The 16,699-nt window shown below is 72.3% G+C and carries 8 protein-coding genes; 7 read left to right on the top strand and 1 reads right to left on the bottom strand.

The features are described 5' to 3' along the window. Window positions 1–63 precede the first annotated feature (63 nt). The 4 genes from gltB to ACLQ28_RS27115 all read left to right on the top strand — a co-directional run bounded on the left by gltB (window position 64) and on the right by ACLQ28_RS27115 (window position 8,451). Window positions 64–4,749: a glutamate synthase large subunit gene (gene gltB, locus ACLQ28_RS27100; protein ID WP_425689136.1), complete on the top strand. Its 4,686-nt coding sequence runs from the start codon at window positions 64–66 to the stop codon at window positions 4,747–4,749. Beyond that, window positions 4,742–6,286, top strand: a complete 1,545-nt coding sequence (locus ACLQ28_RS27105) for a glutamate synthase subunit beta (protein ID WP_425689082.1) — start codon at window positions 4,742–4,744, stop codon at window positions 6,284–6,286. The genes gltB and ACLQ28_RS27105 overlap by 8 nt, the downstream gene beginning before the upstream one ends. Window positions 6,287–6,474: 188 nt before the next feature. Continuing rightward, entirely contained in the window at window positions 6,475–7,866 is a 1,392-nt protein-coding gene (locus tag ACLQ28_RS27110) for an MFS transporter (RefSeq protein WP_425689083.1), read from the top strand. A 69-nt stretch (window positions 7,867–7,935) separates the two neighbouring features. Beyond that, the gene (locus ACLQ28_RS27115; protein ID WP_425689084.1) at window positions 7,936–8,451 is read left to right on the top strand and encodes a hypothetical protein; all 516 of its coding nucleotides are present in this window, start codon (window positions 7,936–7,938) and stop codon (window positions 8,449–8,451) included. Between the two features lie 310 nt (window positions 8,452–8,761). On the opposite strand, the gene ACLQ28_RS27120 is transcribed toward ACLQ28_RS27115, so the two are convergent. Further along, on the bottom strand, window positions 8,762–10,294 hold the full coding sequence (locus ACLQ28_RS27120) for a M1 family metallopeptidase (RefSeq protein ID WP_425689085.1): 1,533 nt from the start codon (window positions 10,292–10,294) through the stop codon (window positions 8,762–8,764). 155 nt (window positions 10,295–10,449) lie between these two features. Between ACLQ28_RS27120 and ACLQ28_RS27125 the strand changes: the two genes are divergently transcribed. From ACLQ28_RS27125 to ACLQ28_RS27135, 3 genes are all read left to right on the top strand, one after another. After that, window positions 10,450–13,146 (top strand): hypothetical protein, encoded by a 2,697-nt coding sequence (locus ACLQ28_RS27125; RefSeq protein WP_425689086.1) that lies wholly within the window; start codon window positions 10,450–10,452, stop codon window positions 13,144–13,146. A 113-nt stretch (window positions 13,147–13,259) separates the two neighbouring features. Beyond that, complete coding sequence (locus ACLQ28_RS27130) at window positions 13,260–15,815, top strand: FtsK/SpoIIIE domain-containing protein (RefSeq protein WP_425689087.1); 2,556 nt, start codon at window positions 13,260–13,262, stop codon at window positions 15,813–15,815. After that, a complete protein-coding gene (locus ACLQ28_RS27135) occupies window positions 15,812–16,627 on the top strand; it encodes a hypothetical protein (protein ID WP_425689088.1) in 816 nt (271 codons plus the stop codon). The genes ACLQ28_RS27130 and ACLQ28_RS27135 overlap by 4 nt, the downstream gene beginning before the upstream one ends. Window positions 16,628–16,699 lie beyond the last annotated feature (72 nt).

The following is a 16,699-nucleotide window of genomic DNA, read 5'->3' on the forward strand; positions in this document are numbered from 1 at the left end:
CGTCCCCACCATGATCCAACCTGAGTGACGACAGGAGGCCCGGTGGCTCAGCCGTACGCGGAAGTGACACAGCCGCACCCGCACAGCCCGCAGGCATCCCCGACGCCTGGCTCCCGCCCCTCCGCCCAGGGCCTCTACGACCCGAGCCAGGAGCACGACGCGTGCGGCGTGGCCTTCGTAGCGGACCTGCACGGCCGCCGCTCACACGCGGTCGTCGCCAACGGGCTCGGCGCGCTCTGCCGACTGGACCATCGGGGTGCTCGGGGCGCCGAGCCGAACACTGGCGACGGCGCGGGCATCATGATCCAGGTGCCCGACGCGTTCCTGCGCGCGGTGGCCGACGTCGCGCTTCCTGCGGCCGGTGAATACGCCACGGGGCTGGTCTTCCTCCCCGACGACGACGCCGCCGAGGCACGTGCTCGGCGGGTGGTCGAGAAGTACGCCCTGGTCGAGGGTGCCGACGTGCTCGGCTGGCGGGAGGTGCCGATCGACCCGACCGGGCTCGGTGAGACCGCCTTGGCGGCGATGCCCCGGGTCCGGCAGCTCTTCCTGGCCGCGCACCGGCTCACCGACTCACCTGCTGGGCCGGCCGGTTCCGCGCTGAACGGCATCGAGCTGGACCGGGTGGCGTTCTGCCTGCGCAAGCAGGCCGAACGGGAAACCGCCGAGCGGGGCGTGCCGGCGTACTTCCCGTCGCTGTCCAGCCGGACCATGGTCTACAAGGGAATGCTCACCCCCGACCAGTTGCCGGCGTTCTACCCGGACCTGCGCGACGAGCGGGTGGACAGCGCGATCGCGCTGGTGCACTCCCGCTTCTCCACGAACACGTTCCCGTCCTGGCCGCTGGCACACCCGTACCGGTTCATCGCCCACAACGGCGAGATCAACACGATCCGTGGCAACCGCAACTGGATGCAGGCCCGCGAGGCGCTCCTGCGCTCGCCGAACGTGCCGGGCAACATCCGGCGGGTCTTCCCGGTCTGCACCCCCGGCGCTTCCGACTCGGCGAACTTCGACGAGGTGCTGGAGCTGCTGCACCTGGCCGGGCGGAGCCTGCCGCACGCGGTGCTCATGATGATCCCGGAGGCGTGGGAGAACGACCCCGGCATGGAGCCGGCCAAGCGTGCCTTCTACCGCTTCCACGCCAGCCTCATGGAGCCGTGGGACGGTCCGGCGTCGGTGGCCTTCACCGACGGTGAGATCGTCGGCGCGGTGCTGGACCGCAACGGGCTGCGCCCGGGGCGCTGGTGGCAGACCGACGACGGGCTCGTGGTGCTCGGCTCCGAGGCGGGCGTGCTCGACCTCGACCCGGCCCACGTGGTCGCGAAGGGGCGGCTCCAGCCGGGCAAGATGTTCCTGGTCGACACGGTCGCCGGCCGGATCGTGCACGATGAGGAGATCAAGTCCGAGTTGGCTGCCGCGCAGCCGTACGGCGAGTGGCTGCACGCCGGGCTGATCGAGTTGGGCGACCTGCCGGCCCGCGAGCACACCGTCTACACGCACGACTCGGTCCGCCGCCGCCAGCAGACCTTCGGTTACACCGAGGAGGAGCTGAAGATCCTGGTCGGGCCGATGGCCCGTACCGGGGCTGAGCCGCTGGGTTCGATGGGCACGGACACTCCGATCTCGCCGCTGTCCACCCGGCCGAGGCTGCTCTACGACTACTTCCACCAGCTCTTCGCCCAGGTCACCAATCCGCCGCTGGACGCCATCCGCGAGGAGCTGGTGACCAGCCTGGCGTCGACGATCGGGCCGGAGGGCAACCTGCTCGACCCTGGTGCGGCGAGTTGCCGGCAGATCGTGCTGCCGCACCCCGTGATCGACAACGACGAGCTCGCGAAGATCCTCTCCATCGACGAGGACGGCGACCTGCCCGGCTTCAAGGCGGTCCGGGTGTCCGGCCTGTACCGCATCCGGGAGGGCGCCGCCGGGATGAAGGCGCGGCTGACCGAGATCTGCCGGCACGTCTCCGAGGCCATCGAGGACGGCGTCCGCATCCTGGTGCTCTCCGACCGGGACTCCAACGCCGACCTGGCGCCGATCCCGTCGCTGCTGCTCACCGCCGCCGTGCACCAGCACCTGGTGCGTGAGCAGACCCGCACCCAGGTGGCGCTGATCGTGGAGTCCGGCGACTGCCGGGAAGTGCACCACGCGGCGGTGCTGATCGGCTACGGCGCGGCGGCGGTCAACCCGTACCTGGCGTTCGAGTCGGTGGAGGACATGATCGCCACCGGTGCGCTGGCCGGTGTCGACCCCGCTGCCGCAGTGCGCAACTACGCCAAGGCGCTCGGCAAGGGCGTCCTGAAGATCATGTCGAAGATGGGCATCTCGACGGTGTCCTCGTACTGCGGCGCGCAGGTCTTCGAGGCGGTTGGCCTGGACAACCGGCTGGTCGAGCGCTACTTCCGGGGCACCCCCAGCCGGATCGGCGGGGTCGCGCTCGCGGGCGTGCACACCGAGGTGGCCGCCCGGCACGCGCTCGCCTGGCCCCCGGCCGGCACCGCCGTCTCCGACCGGTTGGAGGTCGGCGGCGAATACCAGTGGCGCCGCGAGGGTGAGCTGCACCTGTTCAACCCGGAGACGGTCTTCCTGCTGCAGCACGCCACCCGCAGCCGGCAGTACGACGTCTTCCGGCAGTACACGGCGAAGGTCGACGCGCTCGCTGCGCAGGCCGGCTCGCTGCGAGGGCTGTTCACCCTGCGTACCGGGGTCCGCCCGGCGGTGCCGATCGAGGAGGTCGAGCCGGCCACCGACATCGTCAAGCGGTTCGCCACCGGTGCCATGTCGTACGGGTCGATCTCCGCGGAGGCGCACGAGACGCTCGCCATCGCGATGAACCGGCTCGGCGGCAAGTCCAACACAGGTGAGGGCGGCGAGGACGTCGAGCGGCTGCACGACCCGGCTCGTCGCTCGGCGGTCAAGCAGATTGCCAGTGGCCGGTTCGGTGTGACCAGCGAATACCTGGTCAACGCGGACGACCTCCAGATCAAGATGGCCCAGGGCGCCAAGCCGGGCGAGGGCGGTCAACTGCCCGGCAACAAGGTCTGGCCGTGGATTGCCCGCACCCGGCACGCCACTCCCGGTGTTGGTCTGATTTCTCCGCCGCCGCATCACGACATCTACTCCATTGAAGACCTGGCCCAGTTGGTGCACGACCTGAAGTGCGTCAACCCGGCGGCCCGGGTGCACGTCAAGCTGGTCAGTGAGGTCGGCGTCGGCACCGTCGCCGCCGGGGTGGCGAAGCTCAAGGCGGACGTCATCCTGATCTCCGGCCACGATGGCGGCACGGGCGCGTCTCCGATGAACTCGCTCAAGCACGCCGGCACCCCGTGGGAGTTGGGGCTGGCCGAGGCGCAGCAGACGCTGTTGCTCAACAAGCTGCGTGACCGGGTCACCGTGCAGGTCGACGGCCAGCTCAAGACCGGCCGGGACGTGCTGATCGCGGCGCTGCTCGGCGCGGAGGAGTTCGGCTTCGCGACCGCGCCGCTGATCGTCGAGGGTTGCGTGATGATGCGGGTCTGCCACCTGGACACCTGCCCGGTCGGCATCGCCACCCAGAATCCGGTGCTGCGGGAGCGCTTCACCGGCAAGCCGGAGTTCGTGGAGAACTTCTTCCTCTTCCTCGCCGAGGAGGTCCGGGGGTATTTGGCCGAGCTGGGTTTCCGGTCGATCGAGGAGGCGATCGGGCAGTCCGAGCTGCTTGACGTGGCCCCGGCGGTGTCGCACTGGAAGGCGCACGGGTTGGACCTGGCGCCTGTCCTGCACCTGCCGGAGTTGCCGGCTGGTGCGGCCCGACGTGGGGTCCGCGCACAGGATCACGGCCTGGAGCAGGCTCTGGACAATGAGCTGATCGCGTTGGCCCGCCCGGCACTCTCCGAGGGGGCACCGGTGCGGGTCGAGGTGGCGGTGCGCAACGAGCACCGCAGCGTCGGCGCGATGCTCGGCGGCGAGGTGACCCGTCGTTTTGGCGGTGCAGGCCTTCCCGATGACACCATCGAGTTCGTGCTGCATGGCACGGCTGGGCAGTCGTTCGGGGCGTTCCTGCCGCGCGGGGTGACCCTGCGGCTGCACGGCGACGCCAACGACTACGTGGGCAAGGGCCTCTCCGGCGGGCGGCTCATCGTCCGTCCGGACGCTGCCGCGCCGTTCCTCGACACCGACGCCGAGCCGGGGCAGCGGGCCGAGGATCAGATCATCGCCGGCAACACCATCCTGTACGGGGCCACCGCGGGCGAGATTTTCCTGCGGGGTCGGGTCGGGGAGCGGTTCGCGGTGCGCAACTCTGGCGCGATCGCCGTGGTCGAGGGCGTCGGTGACCACGGCTGCGAGTACATGACCGGCGGCACGGTGGTGGTGCTCGGCGCGACCGGCCGTAACTTCGCGGCCGGCATGTCCGGCGGCACGGCGTTCGTGCACCGACTGGACCGCGCCCGGGTCAACGTGGAACTGGTCGACCTGGCGCCGCTGGGGGAGCAGGAGCAGTCGTTGCTGCACGATCTGGTCCAGCGGCACGTGGCCGAGACCGGCTCGGCGGTGGCCGAGGAGCTGCTCAAGCGTTGGCCGGAGGCGGTGGCTGAGTTCACCGCGGTGGTGCCCCGCGACTACCGCCGGGTTATGGAGATCATGCGGGCCGCCGAAGCCGCCGGCCGCGACGTCGACGACGCGGTGATGAGCGCGCTGAGCGTGCCGTCAGCCGTGCCGGTGCCGCCCGCCCCGCGGGTGGCTGCCCAGGAGGTGGCACGTGCCTGACCCGAACGGTTTCCTGCGCTACGACCGGCGACTGCCGGCCCGCCGCCCGGTGCCGGTGCGGATCAGCGACTGGCGTGAGGTCTACCCGCCGGCCGGCGAGGAGCTGGTCCGTGAGCAGGCCACTCGATGCATGGACTGCGGCATCCCGTTCTGCCACAGCGACACTGCCGGTTGTCCACTGGGGAATCGAATCCCGGACTGGAACGACCTGGTCCGGACCGGTAACTGGGACGCCGCAGTGGAGTCGCTGCACGCCACCAACAACTTCCCGGAGTTCACCGGCCGGCTCTGCCCGGCGCCGTGCGAGGCGGCCTGTGTGCTGGGCATCGCCGGCGGCCAACCGGTGACCATCAAGCAGATCGAGGTGGAGATCGCCGACGCTGCCGCGGCGCGGGGTTTCACCCCCCGCCCGGTGCCGGGCCCGTCCGGTCGGTCGGTCGCCGTCGTCGGCTCCGGGCCCGCAGGCCTGGCCGCCGCCCAGCAGTTGGCCCGGGCCGGTCACGCGGTGACGGTGTACGAGCGTGACGACGCGATCGGTGGCCTGCTCCGGTACGGGATCCCCGACTTCAAGTTGGAGAAGCGGCACATCGACAGCCGCCTGGCCCAGCTCGCCGCCGAGGGGGTGCGTTTCCGTACCGGCGTGAATGTCGGGGTGGACATCACCGCCGAGCAGTTGCGCGCCGAGCACGACGCGGTGCTGCTGGCCTGCGGCGCGTTGCAGGGCCGGGACACTCCGGAGACTCCGGGGCGTGCGCTTCGGGGCGTACACCAGGCGATGGCTCACCTGGTCGCGGCGAATCGCGCGGTCGCCACCGCGGCCACCGACCAGCTCGGCGTCGCGGCCACCGGCGAGGGCCGGCCGGCGCGTGCGGCGCTGCCGGACGGCACTCCGATCGACGCGGCCGGCAAGCACGTCGTGATCATCGGTGGTGGTGACACTGCGGCGGACTGCCTCGGTGTCGCACACCGCCAGGGTGCCGCGGGCGTGCACCAACTGGACCTGTACCCGCAGCCGCCGCAGGAGCGCGACGAGGCACGGGACCCGTGGCCGACCTGGCCGTGGATCCTGCGCAGCTACCCGGCGCACGAGGAGGGTGGCGAGCGGGTCTTCGCCGTCGCGGTGCAGGAGTTCGTGGACGACGGCACCGGCCAGGTGCGGGCTGTGCGGATCGCCGAGGTGACCGTGGAGAAGCGCGACGGCCGGCGGGTCGTCACCGTGGTGCCGGGCTCAGAGCGGGAGTTGCCGGCTGATCTGGTGTTGCTGGCGATCGGTTTCGAGGGCACCGAGCAGCAGCCGTTGCTGACTCAGTTCGGCGTGACCCGCAATTCTCGGGGCGCTGTCGACGCTCGCGACGATTGGCAGACCGAGGCCGATGGGGTGTTCGTCGCCGGTGACATGCACCGGGGTGCCTCGCTGATCGTCTGGGCTATCGCCGAGGGGCGTGCGGCGGCTGCCGCCATCCACGGGTATCTCGGTGGTGTCGGTGCGCTGCCAGCCCCGGTCGGCTCGGCCGCGCAGGCGCTCGCTGCCCGCTGAGGGCAGCACCCGACGAGAGTCCGGCCGGCGGGCAGTTTTTGCCCGCCGGTCGGACATTCCCGCTGGTGAGACCGCTCACAAACATGGGCAAATCGGTTTAAAACCGCAAGACTTGTCGGCTGCCGAACCGCACCGCGATCCGGCATGAAGGATCATGCCGCCGATTGCTGGGAGGGTTCGTCGTGGCCATGGGTGCCACCTTCGCCGCGCTGCGTCACCGCAACTACCGGATCTGGGCGTTCGCGGGGTTCGTCTCCGTCATCGGCACCTGGATGCAGGTCCTCGGGGTCAACTGGTACGTCCTGAAGGAGACCGGCTCCGCGACGTCCATGGGCTTCGCCGTGCTCCTCCAGGCAGCTCCAACGCTGCTGCTCAGCGTCTGGGGCGGTGTGCTGGCCGACCGGCTGTCGGCCCGACCGCTGCTGATCGCCGCCCAGGTGGCCCACGCGACACTCGCCGCCGGATTGGCGGCGGTCGCCCTGACCGGGGTCGGCGGCATGCCGTTGATCTTCGCGATCTCCCTGGCCACCGGTGCCGTCTCGGCGATCGAGGGCCCGGTGATGGGGCGCTGGGCCTCCACCCTCGTGGACCGGGAGACGCTGGGCAACGCCCTGGCGCTCGGGTCGCTCACCAACTCCGCCGGCCGCATCCTCGGCATGAGCCTCGGTGCCGTCGTGGTGGCCGCCGTCGGGCCCGCGCTGCTGTTCGGCATCAACGCGGCGAGTTTCGCCGCCGTGGTGGTGGCGCTGTTCGCCGTACGCCCGGGAGCTTTGCCCGCGCTGGCGGCACAGGGCGGCCGTCGGAGCCACGACGGTGTTCGCGCCGGTTTCGCCTACCTTCGCGGGCAGCCGGTGCTGCTCCTCGCGCTCGCACTGTCGTTCGTGCTCGGCAGTTTGGGCCGCAACTACCAGGTGACGATGGCGGCGATGAGTGACGGGCCGCTGGACGCCGGGGCGTCCGGCTACGGCTTCCTGTCGACCGTCTTCGCGGTCGGAACGGTGCTGGGCGCGCTCGTCGCGGCCCGCCGGCGTTCCCTCGACTACCGGACGCTGGTCATCGCGGGCCTGCTCGCCAGCGGGCTGCAGATCGTCGCCGGCCTCGCACCGGGGACCTGGAGCTTCGCCGCAGTGATCCTGCCGATCGCCGCCGCCGCGGTGGTCATCGACACCACCGTCGGCACCCGCGCGCAACTCGACACCGACGGCGCTATGCGGGGCCGGGTGCTCGCCGCGCTGGCGGTCACCGGCTCGGTGTCCGCCGCGGTCGGTGCTCCGCTGCTCGGCTGGCTCGCCGAACACGCCGGGCCACGCCAGACGCTCGTGCTCGCCGGCTCCGCCGCGGCGATTGCCACGGTGGCCGCGGCGGTCGCCCTGGACCGCCAGCACGCCCGCGCGGCGACCCTCACGCTGGTCGTGCCACGGCCCCGTCATCCGGTACGCCGCGTGGCGTGGAGGGCGGCCCGCATCGTCCGGCCCACCGGGGCGGTCTGTGCCGTCGAGCCCGCCGGGTCTGGCGGGGTTCGGTTGGGCTCGATCCGGCTCGGGGAGTTGGCCACGGCCGGCCAGGCGGCGCGCCGCTGAGACAGCGGTCACCCCCGGCGAACGCTCGGCGGGACCGACCACCACGAAGATCATCGCTACGCTGCGTTCATGGACATCGAGGAGCGGCTACGGCGGACCCGCCGGTGGCTGTGGATCGTGCTGATCGGGCTCTTCCTGAGCGGTGCCACCGCGTTTCCGCTGGAGATCGAAGTGCGCTGGCTGCTGCGCGTGCTGGATCCCCTCGCCGGCCAACTGCCCGCCCTGGTCGAGTGGATCGAGCGGGTTCACACCGGGCTGGTGACCGCCGGCGCGGACTATCCGTTCCTGCTGTACGGCACCGACTGGCTGGCCTTCGCCCATCTGGTGCTGGCGGTGGCGTTCTGGGGGCCGCTGCGCGACCCGGTACGCAACGTCTGGGTGGTGCAGGTCGGCATGATCGCCTGCGCGGGCATCGTCCCACTGGCGTTGATCTGTGGCCCGATCCGGGACATCCCCTGGTTCTGGACTCTCATCGACCTCTCCTTCGCGGTCGGGGCGTTCCCACCGCTCTGGTTCGCCTACCGGCACATCCGCGCCATCGAGGCGAGCACGGCTGCGGCGACAGGTGTCCCAGCGATGTCCTGAGCGGGCCTCCCTCGGCCCTCGGCTCCCAGCTCCCAGCTCCCAGCTCCCAGCTCCCAGCTCCCGGCCCCCGGCCCCCGGCCCCCGGCCGGGTGGGCGGGGGTGACAACCCCCTGACGGTGCCTGTAGAGCTGCCCCAGATATGGGCCGCCGTCATCGCCCCATTTCTGGGGCAGCTCTACAGGCAAGCACCGAAGTGGTCGGTCGTCGGTCCGCGCCCCGGGAGAACAGCGGGATGCCGGGGAGACGGGGCGCCGGCGACCCGGAAGGGCCCGCCGCAGGGGTGGCGGGCCCTTCCGTTCACACCGGATGCCTAGTGCGACAGCAGTTGGTGCGCCTCGCGGATCTTGGCCCAGGACCTGGGCTCGGTCGGCGGGGCGGCCTTACGCGCGGCGGCGGCCACGTCGGGTCGGCCGGCGGTGAACAACCAGGTGGTGAACAGGTCGTCCAGGTCCAGCCCGGAGATCCGTTCGGCCAGTGCCTGGAACTGCGCGATGGTGCCGTTGCCATACCGGTGCTCGGCCGTCCAGGCCGGAAGGATCTCGAAGAACGCGTCGTCGCCGACGGCCAGCCGCAACTGGTGCAGGGTCATCGCGCCCCGGTCGTAGACGGCGTCGTCGAAGACCCGGTTGGCACCCGGGTCGCCGGGCAGCACCTGCCAGAACTCGTCGTCGGCCGGGTAGGTGGCATAGGCGAAGTCGAACACCTCCTGCGCGGTGCCCTCGCCCTGCTCCTCCGACCAGAGCCACTCGGCGTACGAGGCGAAGCCCTCGTTCAACCAGATGTTGCTCCACTCGGCCACCGAAACCGAGTCGCCGAACCACTGGTGGGCGTTCTCGTGCGCCACCACGTACGTGTTGGCGCCGCGTCGCCAGAAGCCCGGCCCGTACACCGGTCGGGTCTGCGTCTCCAGTGCGAAGCCGATGCCGTCGATCGGACCGGCGACGCCACCCTGCGCCTCGAACGGGTACGGGCCGAAGATCCCGCTCTCCCAGTCGACGATCTCGGCGGTCCGCTCGACGCTGGCCCGCGCGGCCGGCCCGAGCTCGCCCAACGAGGTGCTGTACGCGTTGATCACCGGCTGGCCGCTCGGGGTGTTGTCGGTGACGATGTCGTACTGGCCGATGGCCATGAACGCCAGGTAGGGGGCGGTGGGGGAGGTGGTCCGCCAGATCCACCGGGTGCGGTTGCCAGCCTCGGCCAGCGGCGGGCGCGGCTGCACACCGTTGCTGATCACCTCGACGCCGGTGGGCACCGACACCGAGATGTCGAAGGTGGCCTTGTCCAGGGGGTGATCATTGCTCGGGAACCACCACCATGCCGACTCGGGTTCGTTGACGGCGAGTGCGCCGTCGTCGGTACGCGTCCAGCCGGTGTAGCCGCCGACCAGGGTCTCCGACGGGATGCCGGCGTAGCGCACCACGATGGTGAGCTGCTGGCCCCTGGTCACCGTGCGGGCCGGGGTGACCACCAACTCGTGCGCACCCGCGGTGCTGGTGCTCGCCGCCCAACCGTTGACCCGCACCGACTCGACGTCGAGCAGGAAGTCCAGGTTGAACGCGGAGAGGTCCTCGGTGGCGGTGGCGAGGATGGTGGTGGTGCCGCTGAGCTGGTCGGTCGCCGGGTCGTAGCGCAGCCGGACGTCGTAGTGCTCGACGTCGTAGCCGCCGTTGCCGTAGTCGGGAAAGTAGCTGTCGCCCAGGCCAGGCGCGCCGGGTTGCGGCGCCACGGTGACGACGGGACGGCCCCAACCGGTCGGGGCGGCCTGGCCAGGGGTGCCGGCGAGCATGGTGCCGGCGGTGGTGAGGGTCAGGGCGGCGGTGGCCGCCGTGAGAACTCGTCGCACGGGGTGGACTCCCTCCATCGGGTGTTCGCCACGCCAACCTAATCGACATTCGTGAGCGTCGCCGGCCCGCCACGCCCTACCTCGCCGGGCACGGCGTCGTCGTCCCTGGTGTCTCTTGCGCCGCAAGGTCACACTGTGTGGATCGGAGGTGACGCGTGCCGCAGTCGGAGGTGCCCAGGCGAGAGTTGATCGGCCAGCGACAGGCGGCCGGAGGCCGGGACCGGCTGCCGGCCGGCGGGTTGGAGTTCTTGGCGCTGCTGGCGCGGCTGCTGCGGCGACCCCGCCGCGGCGACCGGAGACTGCCGCTGCTCTGGCTGGTCCGCTCCGACACCCCGGATCTGATGGTGCCGCTGCGTCGTTTCCTCAGCCAGGGCCCCCGGCGTCGGGTGCCGCACGCCGTGCTGGACGCCGACGCGCCGCCGGGTGCCGGCGACGTGCCGGCGCTGCTGCGCGAGCTGCACCGGCAGCTCTCCCTGGAGGCGTTCGGTGCCGCGCGGCTGCGCTTCCGGCACTACCCGCTCGCCGACTGGCTGATGCACCAGAGCCTCAGCTTCGGCATCGACGCCGACGACAGCCGCGCGGCCCTGGTCCGCCGGCTGCGGGACCGCCGGGGCCCGCGTACGCCCGAGGCGCTGCCCTCCGGTGGGGACGCCGTCAGCATCGTCTCGCAGGTGCTGCTCTGGCTGGTCCGCCGCGCCGTGCCCGGCGTGGTGTTCCGGGCCGCCGTCTCCGGCCGGGTGCCGGTGCTCGGGCGGCACTACAACTGGTTCATGCGCCAGCAGTATCTGGCGCCCCGGCAGTCGGTCACCTTCCTCGGCTTCGCCGAGCGCCTCACCGCCGGGTGGCGCGACGGCGAGCAACCCGACCAGGTCAACAAGCTGCTGCTGCACGCGTTCCTGGAGGACCTGCGGCAGGCGTACCGGCGTCGGCCGTGGCGCCCGTCGGACTGGCGGCGCACCGCGTACCCGGCTCTGCTGCTCGATCACGTCGCACCCGGCAACGTCGGCGGGGAACTGGTCCGCCTGATCGGCGACGTCCGCACCGAGACGGGCCGTAACGATCCGCTGCTCATCGTCGCGTCCGGTGGGCAACCCCCGCCGGAGCTGCCTGAACCGCACCCGTTGACCGAGGCCGACGAGGCGTACGACGAGTGGGCCGAGGCGCTGCCGGAGATGCGGCGGCTGCGCCGCCGGGCGGCCTGGCTCGTGGCGCTGCGGCCCGACGACACCGACACCGGGCCACCGTCGCGGGGTGGCATCCGGCCGTTCTCCGCACCTGACCCGCCCTGGTGGTCGCGGCGTTTCCTGCCGGCGGCGCTCTGCCTGGTGCTGCTGGTCGTGGCTGGCGCGTGGGTGGGCAGTCGGTGGGGGCCGGGCTGCCACCCCTCGCTCGGCGGCGGCACGGTCTCGGTCGAGGTGGTCGCCAGCGGCGAATGTGTCGGCTACAGCGACAGCGCGGCGCAGGTGTTCAACAACGACCCCGGCCAGGACGGGCTGCGGACCATCCAACAGCGCATCTTCGCGCAGAACCGGGCCGCCGAGGAGGTGTGGCAGCGCAGCGACCGGCGTCGCCCCTTCCTCACCCTGGTCTACCTGGGCACCCTGACCGGCAACCGGACCCGCGCCGACGAGGAGTCGTACGTCTCCGAGCGGGAAGAGCTCGAAGGCATGGCCACCGCCCAGTACGCGTTGCTGAAGGAGTCGGCTGGCGCTGACGGTGCCGCGCTGCTGCGGATCGTGGTGGCCAACGGCGGCCGGCAGATGAGCTACGCCGACCGCGCTGTGGCGATGCTGGCCGAGCTGGCCCGGGACGACCCCACGGTGCTCGGTGTGGTCGGGCTGGTGGAAAGCCGGACCAGCACCGCCCGAGCGCTGCGCGAGTTGAACCGGGTCGGGTTGCCGGTGTTGGCGCCCACGCTCTCCGCCGACCGGATGGACGCCAACTCCCGCCTCTACCTGCAGATCTCCGCGCCCAATGCGGATCAGGTGGAGATGGTCGACGCGTACGCCCAGCAGGTGTTGAAGGTCGGCGAGGCGCACGTCTTCTACACGACGCTGGAGGGCAGCTCGCTCACCGAGGACCTCTACGTGAACACCCTCGTCGAAGGGCTCCGACAGCGGTTCGGTGCCCGGATCACCCGCCTCGACGAGTGGCGCACCGGTCAGCGCCTGACCGGCGAGTGCGGCTACCCCGGTCTGCTCTTCTACGCGGGTCGGTGGACGGAGTTCGACGGTTTCCTGCGGGCGTTGCGCGAATGCGGTGCCAACCCGCCCCGGCATCTGGTCGCCGACGACTCGGCGAACCGCTACATGGCCAATCCTGGGCTGCGCGCCGCCGCGCCGGGCAACCTGCCGGTCACGTACGTCTCCAAGGCCGCCCTGGCCACCTGTGCCGCGCTGCGGACCGCCCAGGACCGGCGCGACGACGCCCGGGCCAGCTTCCTGTCCTGGATCCAGGCCGACGACCTGCTCGACCCGCCGCGCTGCCGGCCGGACACCGATTATCAGGTCGGCGAGCGGGTCAGCCTCGCCTACGACGCGGCGATGATGCTGGTCCGCGCGGTGGAGAGCCTCGCCGCCCGGCTGCATCACGCCGATCCGCGTCAACGGTGGGAGCCGACCTCGGTCAACCCCGTCGGTGTGCATGCGGAGGTGCTCCGGCAGAACACCGGCGAGGGTTACCGGGGGGTCGCCGGGCTGATCCGGTTCACCCCCGACTCGGGGGAGCCGATCGACAAGCGGCTGGCTCTGATGCGGGTGGAGCAGGTGCCCGACGTGGCGACGGCACCGGTGGAGGTGTTCCGCTGTGGCATGGCCGACGCGTCCAGCTCGGCGGCCTGCGGTCCGGCATGACAAGGTCCCGCCTGAGAGGCCCGGCGTGACACGTCCTCGCAGGACTGTCCGGGTGCCACCGGTGTCCGTTAGGGTTCCTGGGACCAGGCGGCCGTTGGCGTTGGGGGCAGAGGTTGAGCAGGCTCGCGTCGGCGTACGGGCAGGCGGTCAACTCCCATCGGGCGGCTCGGGCGCACCTGGACTCCGCGCGGAGCGCGCTCGGCACGGCACCGGTTGCCGTCGCGCCGGCCGGCGCTGAGGAGCTGATTGCCCGCCTGGCCCGCCTCGGCGGCGCCCTGGCCACGCCCGCCCCGGGCGCCACGCCGCTGACCGACGAGCCGGCCGCGGTTCGGATCGGCGAGGCGTCCACCTCGGACGGTGGCTTCCCGGTGCTGGTTCCGCTCGGCGGCGGCCACCACCTGGCCCTGAACACCGACGTCCGGGACCCGCAGGTCGCCGGGCTGTTGCGGGCACTGGTGCTGCGGCTGGTTGCCACCGCACCGCCCGGGCAGGTTCGGGTCGCCGGCATCGACACCGCCTCGGTGGGCGCCACCTTCGGCCCGTTGCGCCCACTGCTCGACGCTGGGGTGCTCGACCCGCCGGCCACGGGCGAGGCCGAGGTGGCCGCGCTGCTGGACAGCGCCGAGCAGCACGCCCGCGCCGCGCAGCACGCCCAGCCGTCCGCCCGGCACCTGCTGGTGGTGGTCGCTACCGCCGCGCCACCGCCGCGCGAGCTGGCCCGGCTCGCCGCGCTCACCCACGCCGGCCCGGCCGCCGCCGTCTGCGTGTTGCTCGCCGGTCATCCGTCCCGGCTGCCCGGCGAGACCGCGACGCCGCTGGGCGGCACCACCGCGGTTCGGCTCAACCAGGGGTACGCGCACGTCGGCGACCCACCTGGCACCCCGTTCAGCGCCGATGGCACCGGCCTCGCCGCACCCGTCCGGCTCGACGGTGACCCGCCGCCCGCATCGGTGCGCGCGCTCGCCGAACACCTGGGCGCCGCCGCCCGCCGCGCCGACGCGCTGCCCTTCACCGACCTGCTGCCCGAGCGGCTCTGGGTCGAGTCCGCCGGCAACGGCCTGCGGACGGTGATCGGTCGGGCCGGCGGCACCCCGCTGACCGGCGCCTTCGACACTGCGCTGACGCTCGCCTTCGACGACGCCACTCCGCACTGGTTGGTCGGTGGGCGCACCGGCGCCGGTAAGACCGTCTTCCTCCTCGACGTCCTCTACGGGCTGGCCGCTCGCTACTCCCCGGCCGAGTTGCAGCTCTACCTGCTCGACTTCAAGGAGGGCGTGAGCTTCACCGAGTTCGTGCCCACCGGGCGGGACCCGTCCTGGTTGCCGCACGCCCGTGCCGTCGGCATCGAGTCCGACCGTGAGTACGGCCTCGCTGTGCTGCGCGAGCTACGCCGGGAGGCGCAACGCCGGGCCACCGCGCTGAAGCGGCACGGCGTCACCAAGCTCGCGGACCTGCCTCGCGACAATCCGTTGCCGCGCATCGTGGCGGTCATCGACGAGTTCCAGGTGCTGCTCGCCGGCAACGACGCGTTGGCCCGCGAGTCCGTGGACCTGTTGGAGGAGTTGGCCCGCAAGGGCCGCTCGTACGGCATCCACCTGGTGTTGGCCAGCCAGAGCATGACCGGCATCGAGGCCCTCTACGGGCGGGCCGAGGCGATCTTCGGGCAGTTCGCGCTACGGGTCGCGCTGCCCGGCGGTGGCGGGGTGCTCGACCAGCTCAACGACGCCGCCGCGGCCCTGCCGATCGGCTCCGCCGTGGTCAACACCGCCGCCGGTGCGGTCGGCGCCGACACCGTGCTGCGCTTCCCCGACGCGCACGCGGCGGCGGCGGACCTTGCCGCACTGCGTCATCAGCTGTGGCAGGCCCGCCCGCCGGGCTCGCGGGCACCGGCGGTCTTCAAGGGGTACGAGGCAGCGAGGGTCGAGGACGACCCCACCTTCGCCGGGCTGCGCCCCGGTGGCCGACGCCCGATGGCCCTGGTCGGCCGGACGGTCGACGTGCACGGCACCACCGCGTTGTTCCTGATGGACACCACCCCCGGCCGGCACCTCGCCGTGGTGGGCACCGCGCCGACCGGCGCGGACGTGCTGCGCGCCGCGACGCTGAGCCTCGCCCGCCAGCACACCCCTGGTGATGCCCGGTTCCAGTTGGCCTCCCTGGTCACCGCCGCCGACCCCGTCGCCGACGACACCGAAGCCGTCCTGCGGGCCGCTGGCCACCCGGTGCAGCGCCTCGACGCGGCGGGGCTGCGCGAGCGCATCGCCGCGCTGGCCGCCGAGCCCACCGGCCGCGAATACCTGGTGGTGTTCGGTATGGACGCCGCCGCGCCGGTCCTCGGGGCCACCGACCCGGGCACGTTCCGCTCGGGCCTGGACGACCTGCGCACACTCCTGCGCCAGGGCCCCGGGCAGGGGGTGCACGTGCTCGGTTGGTGGCGTGGGCTGCGGCGGCTCGCCGATGACCTCGGCGGCACACAGAACCGCGACGACGTCGCCTGCCTGGTGGCGCTCAACGTGCCCGGGCCCGAACTGGCCCTGCACCTCGGGGTGCACGACCTGGCCTACACACCCCGCGCCGACCGGGCGCTGCTGGTCGACCGGCACGACCAGCGCACACGGCTGATCGTCCCGTTCATCGGCGACGGGCACGAGCCGGACTTGGAGCGGTGACAGTGTCCTTCGAGGAGTACGCGGCGCTGGCCCGACAGCTCGCCGAGCAGCACCGCGCCGGCGAGCAGCACGCCGCCGCCGAGTCTGAGCGCCGTCGTGACCTGCACGCCGCCGCCGACTACCTGCAGCAGAGGCTGACCGCCCAGGGGCAGCGCCTCGATCAGCTCGGCCGAGCGATCGGCCTCGACAAGCCGGCCTCCGCCCCCGCTGCTGCCGCGGAGCCCCGTTTCACCGCACCCGGATCGGGGGTCGGGGGACCCGCCGGCGTAGCCGGCGTGCCAGGGCGGGCGGGGGTCGGGGCGTACCCCCAATTGCCGGCGGGGGAGGCGCGGCTGGCGCTGCCGACGGCGGTGAGCCCGGCGGGCGCGGTGCCGGCGCAGCGCGCGGCGGCGGTCGACCCGGCGGTGGAGCTGGAGCTGGCCCGGCGGATGGCCGACGAGGCCGACCGGCACGGGCAGCACGCGGAGTTGTTGGCCCAGCGGCCGGTGCTCCTGCCGACGTGGTCACCGCTGGCTCGGGCGGTGGCCATCTACGCCGGCTGTGCGGCGGCGGCCGGGGTGGTCATGCTGGCTCTGGTGCTCGCCTCCGGGGTCGGTCTGGTCGACGGGTTCACGCTTGGCGCGTGGATCTGTGCGGGGCTGCCGGCGGTGGCGTTCTTCGGGGGGTACCTGGTGTTGGGTCGGTGGGGGCGGCCGGCCATGGTTGAGGGGGCCCCGCCGCGTTATCTGCCGCTCGGCTTCCTGATCTGTTTCCTGCTGGTGCCGATGGCCTACTGCGCCTACCTCTTGCTGATCCGCGGCCTACGCGGCTGACAGGCGGATTTGTTCAATTTCTCCACTGTGTCCTTTCTCGCAACGCTGTGTTCGATCTTGTGCCGTAGTCTC

This window comes from Micromonospora sp. DT201, assembly GCF_049841575.1.
Classification (GTDB): Bacteria; Actinomycetota; Actinomycetes; order Mycobacteriales; family Micromonosporaceae; genus Micromonospora.

Coding starts and splice junctions, on each gene's coding strand:
- ACLQ28_RS27110 (WP_425689083.1), top strand. CDS start 6,475: ATGGGTGCCACCTTCGCCGCGCTGCGTCACCGCAACTACCGGATCTGG.
- ACLQ28_RS27115 (WP_425689084.1), top strand. CDS start 7,936: ATGGACATCGAGGAGCGGCTACGGCGGACCCGCCGGTGGCTGTGGATC.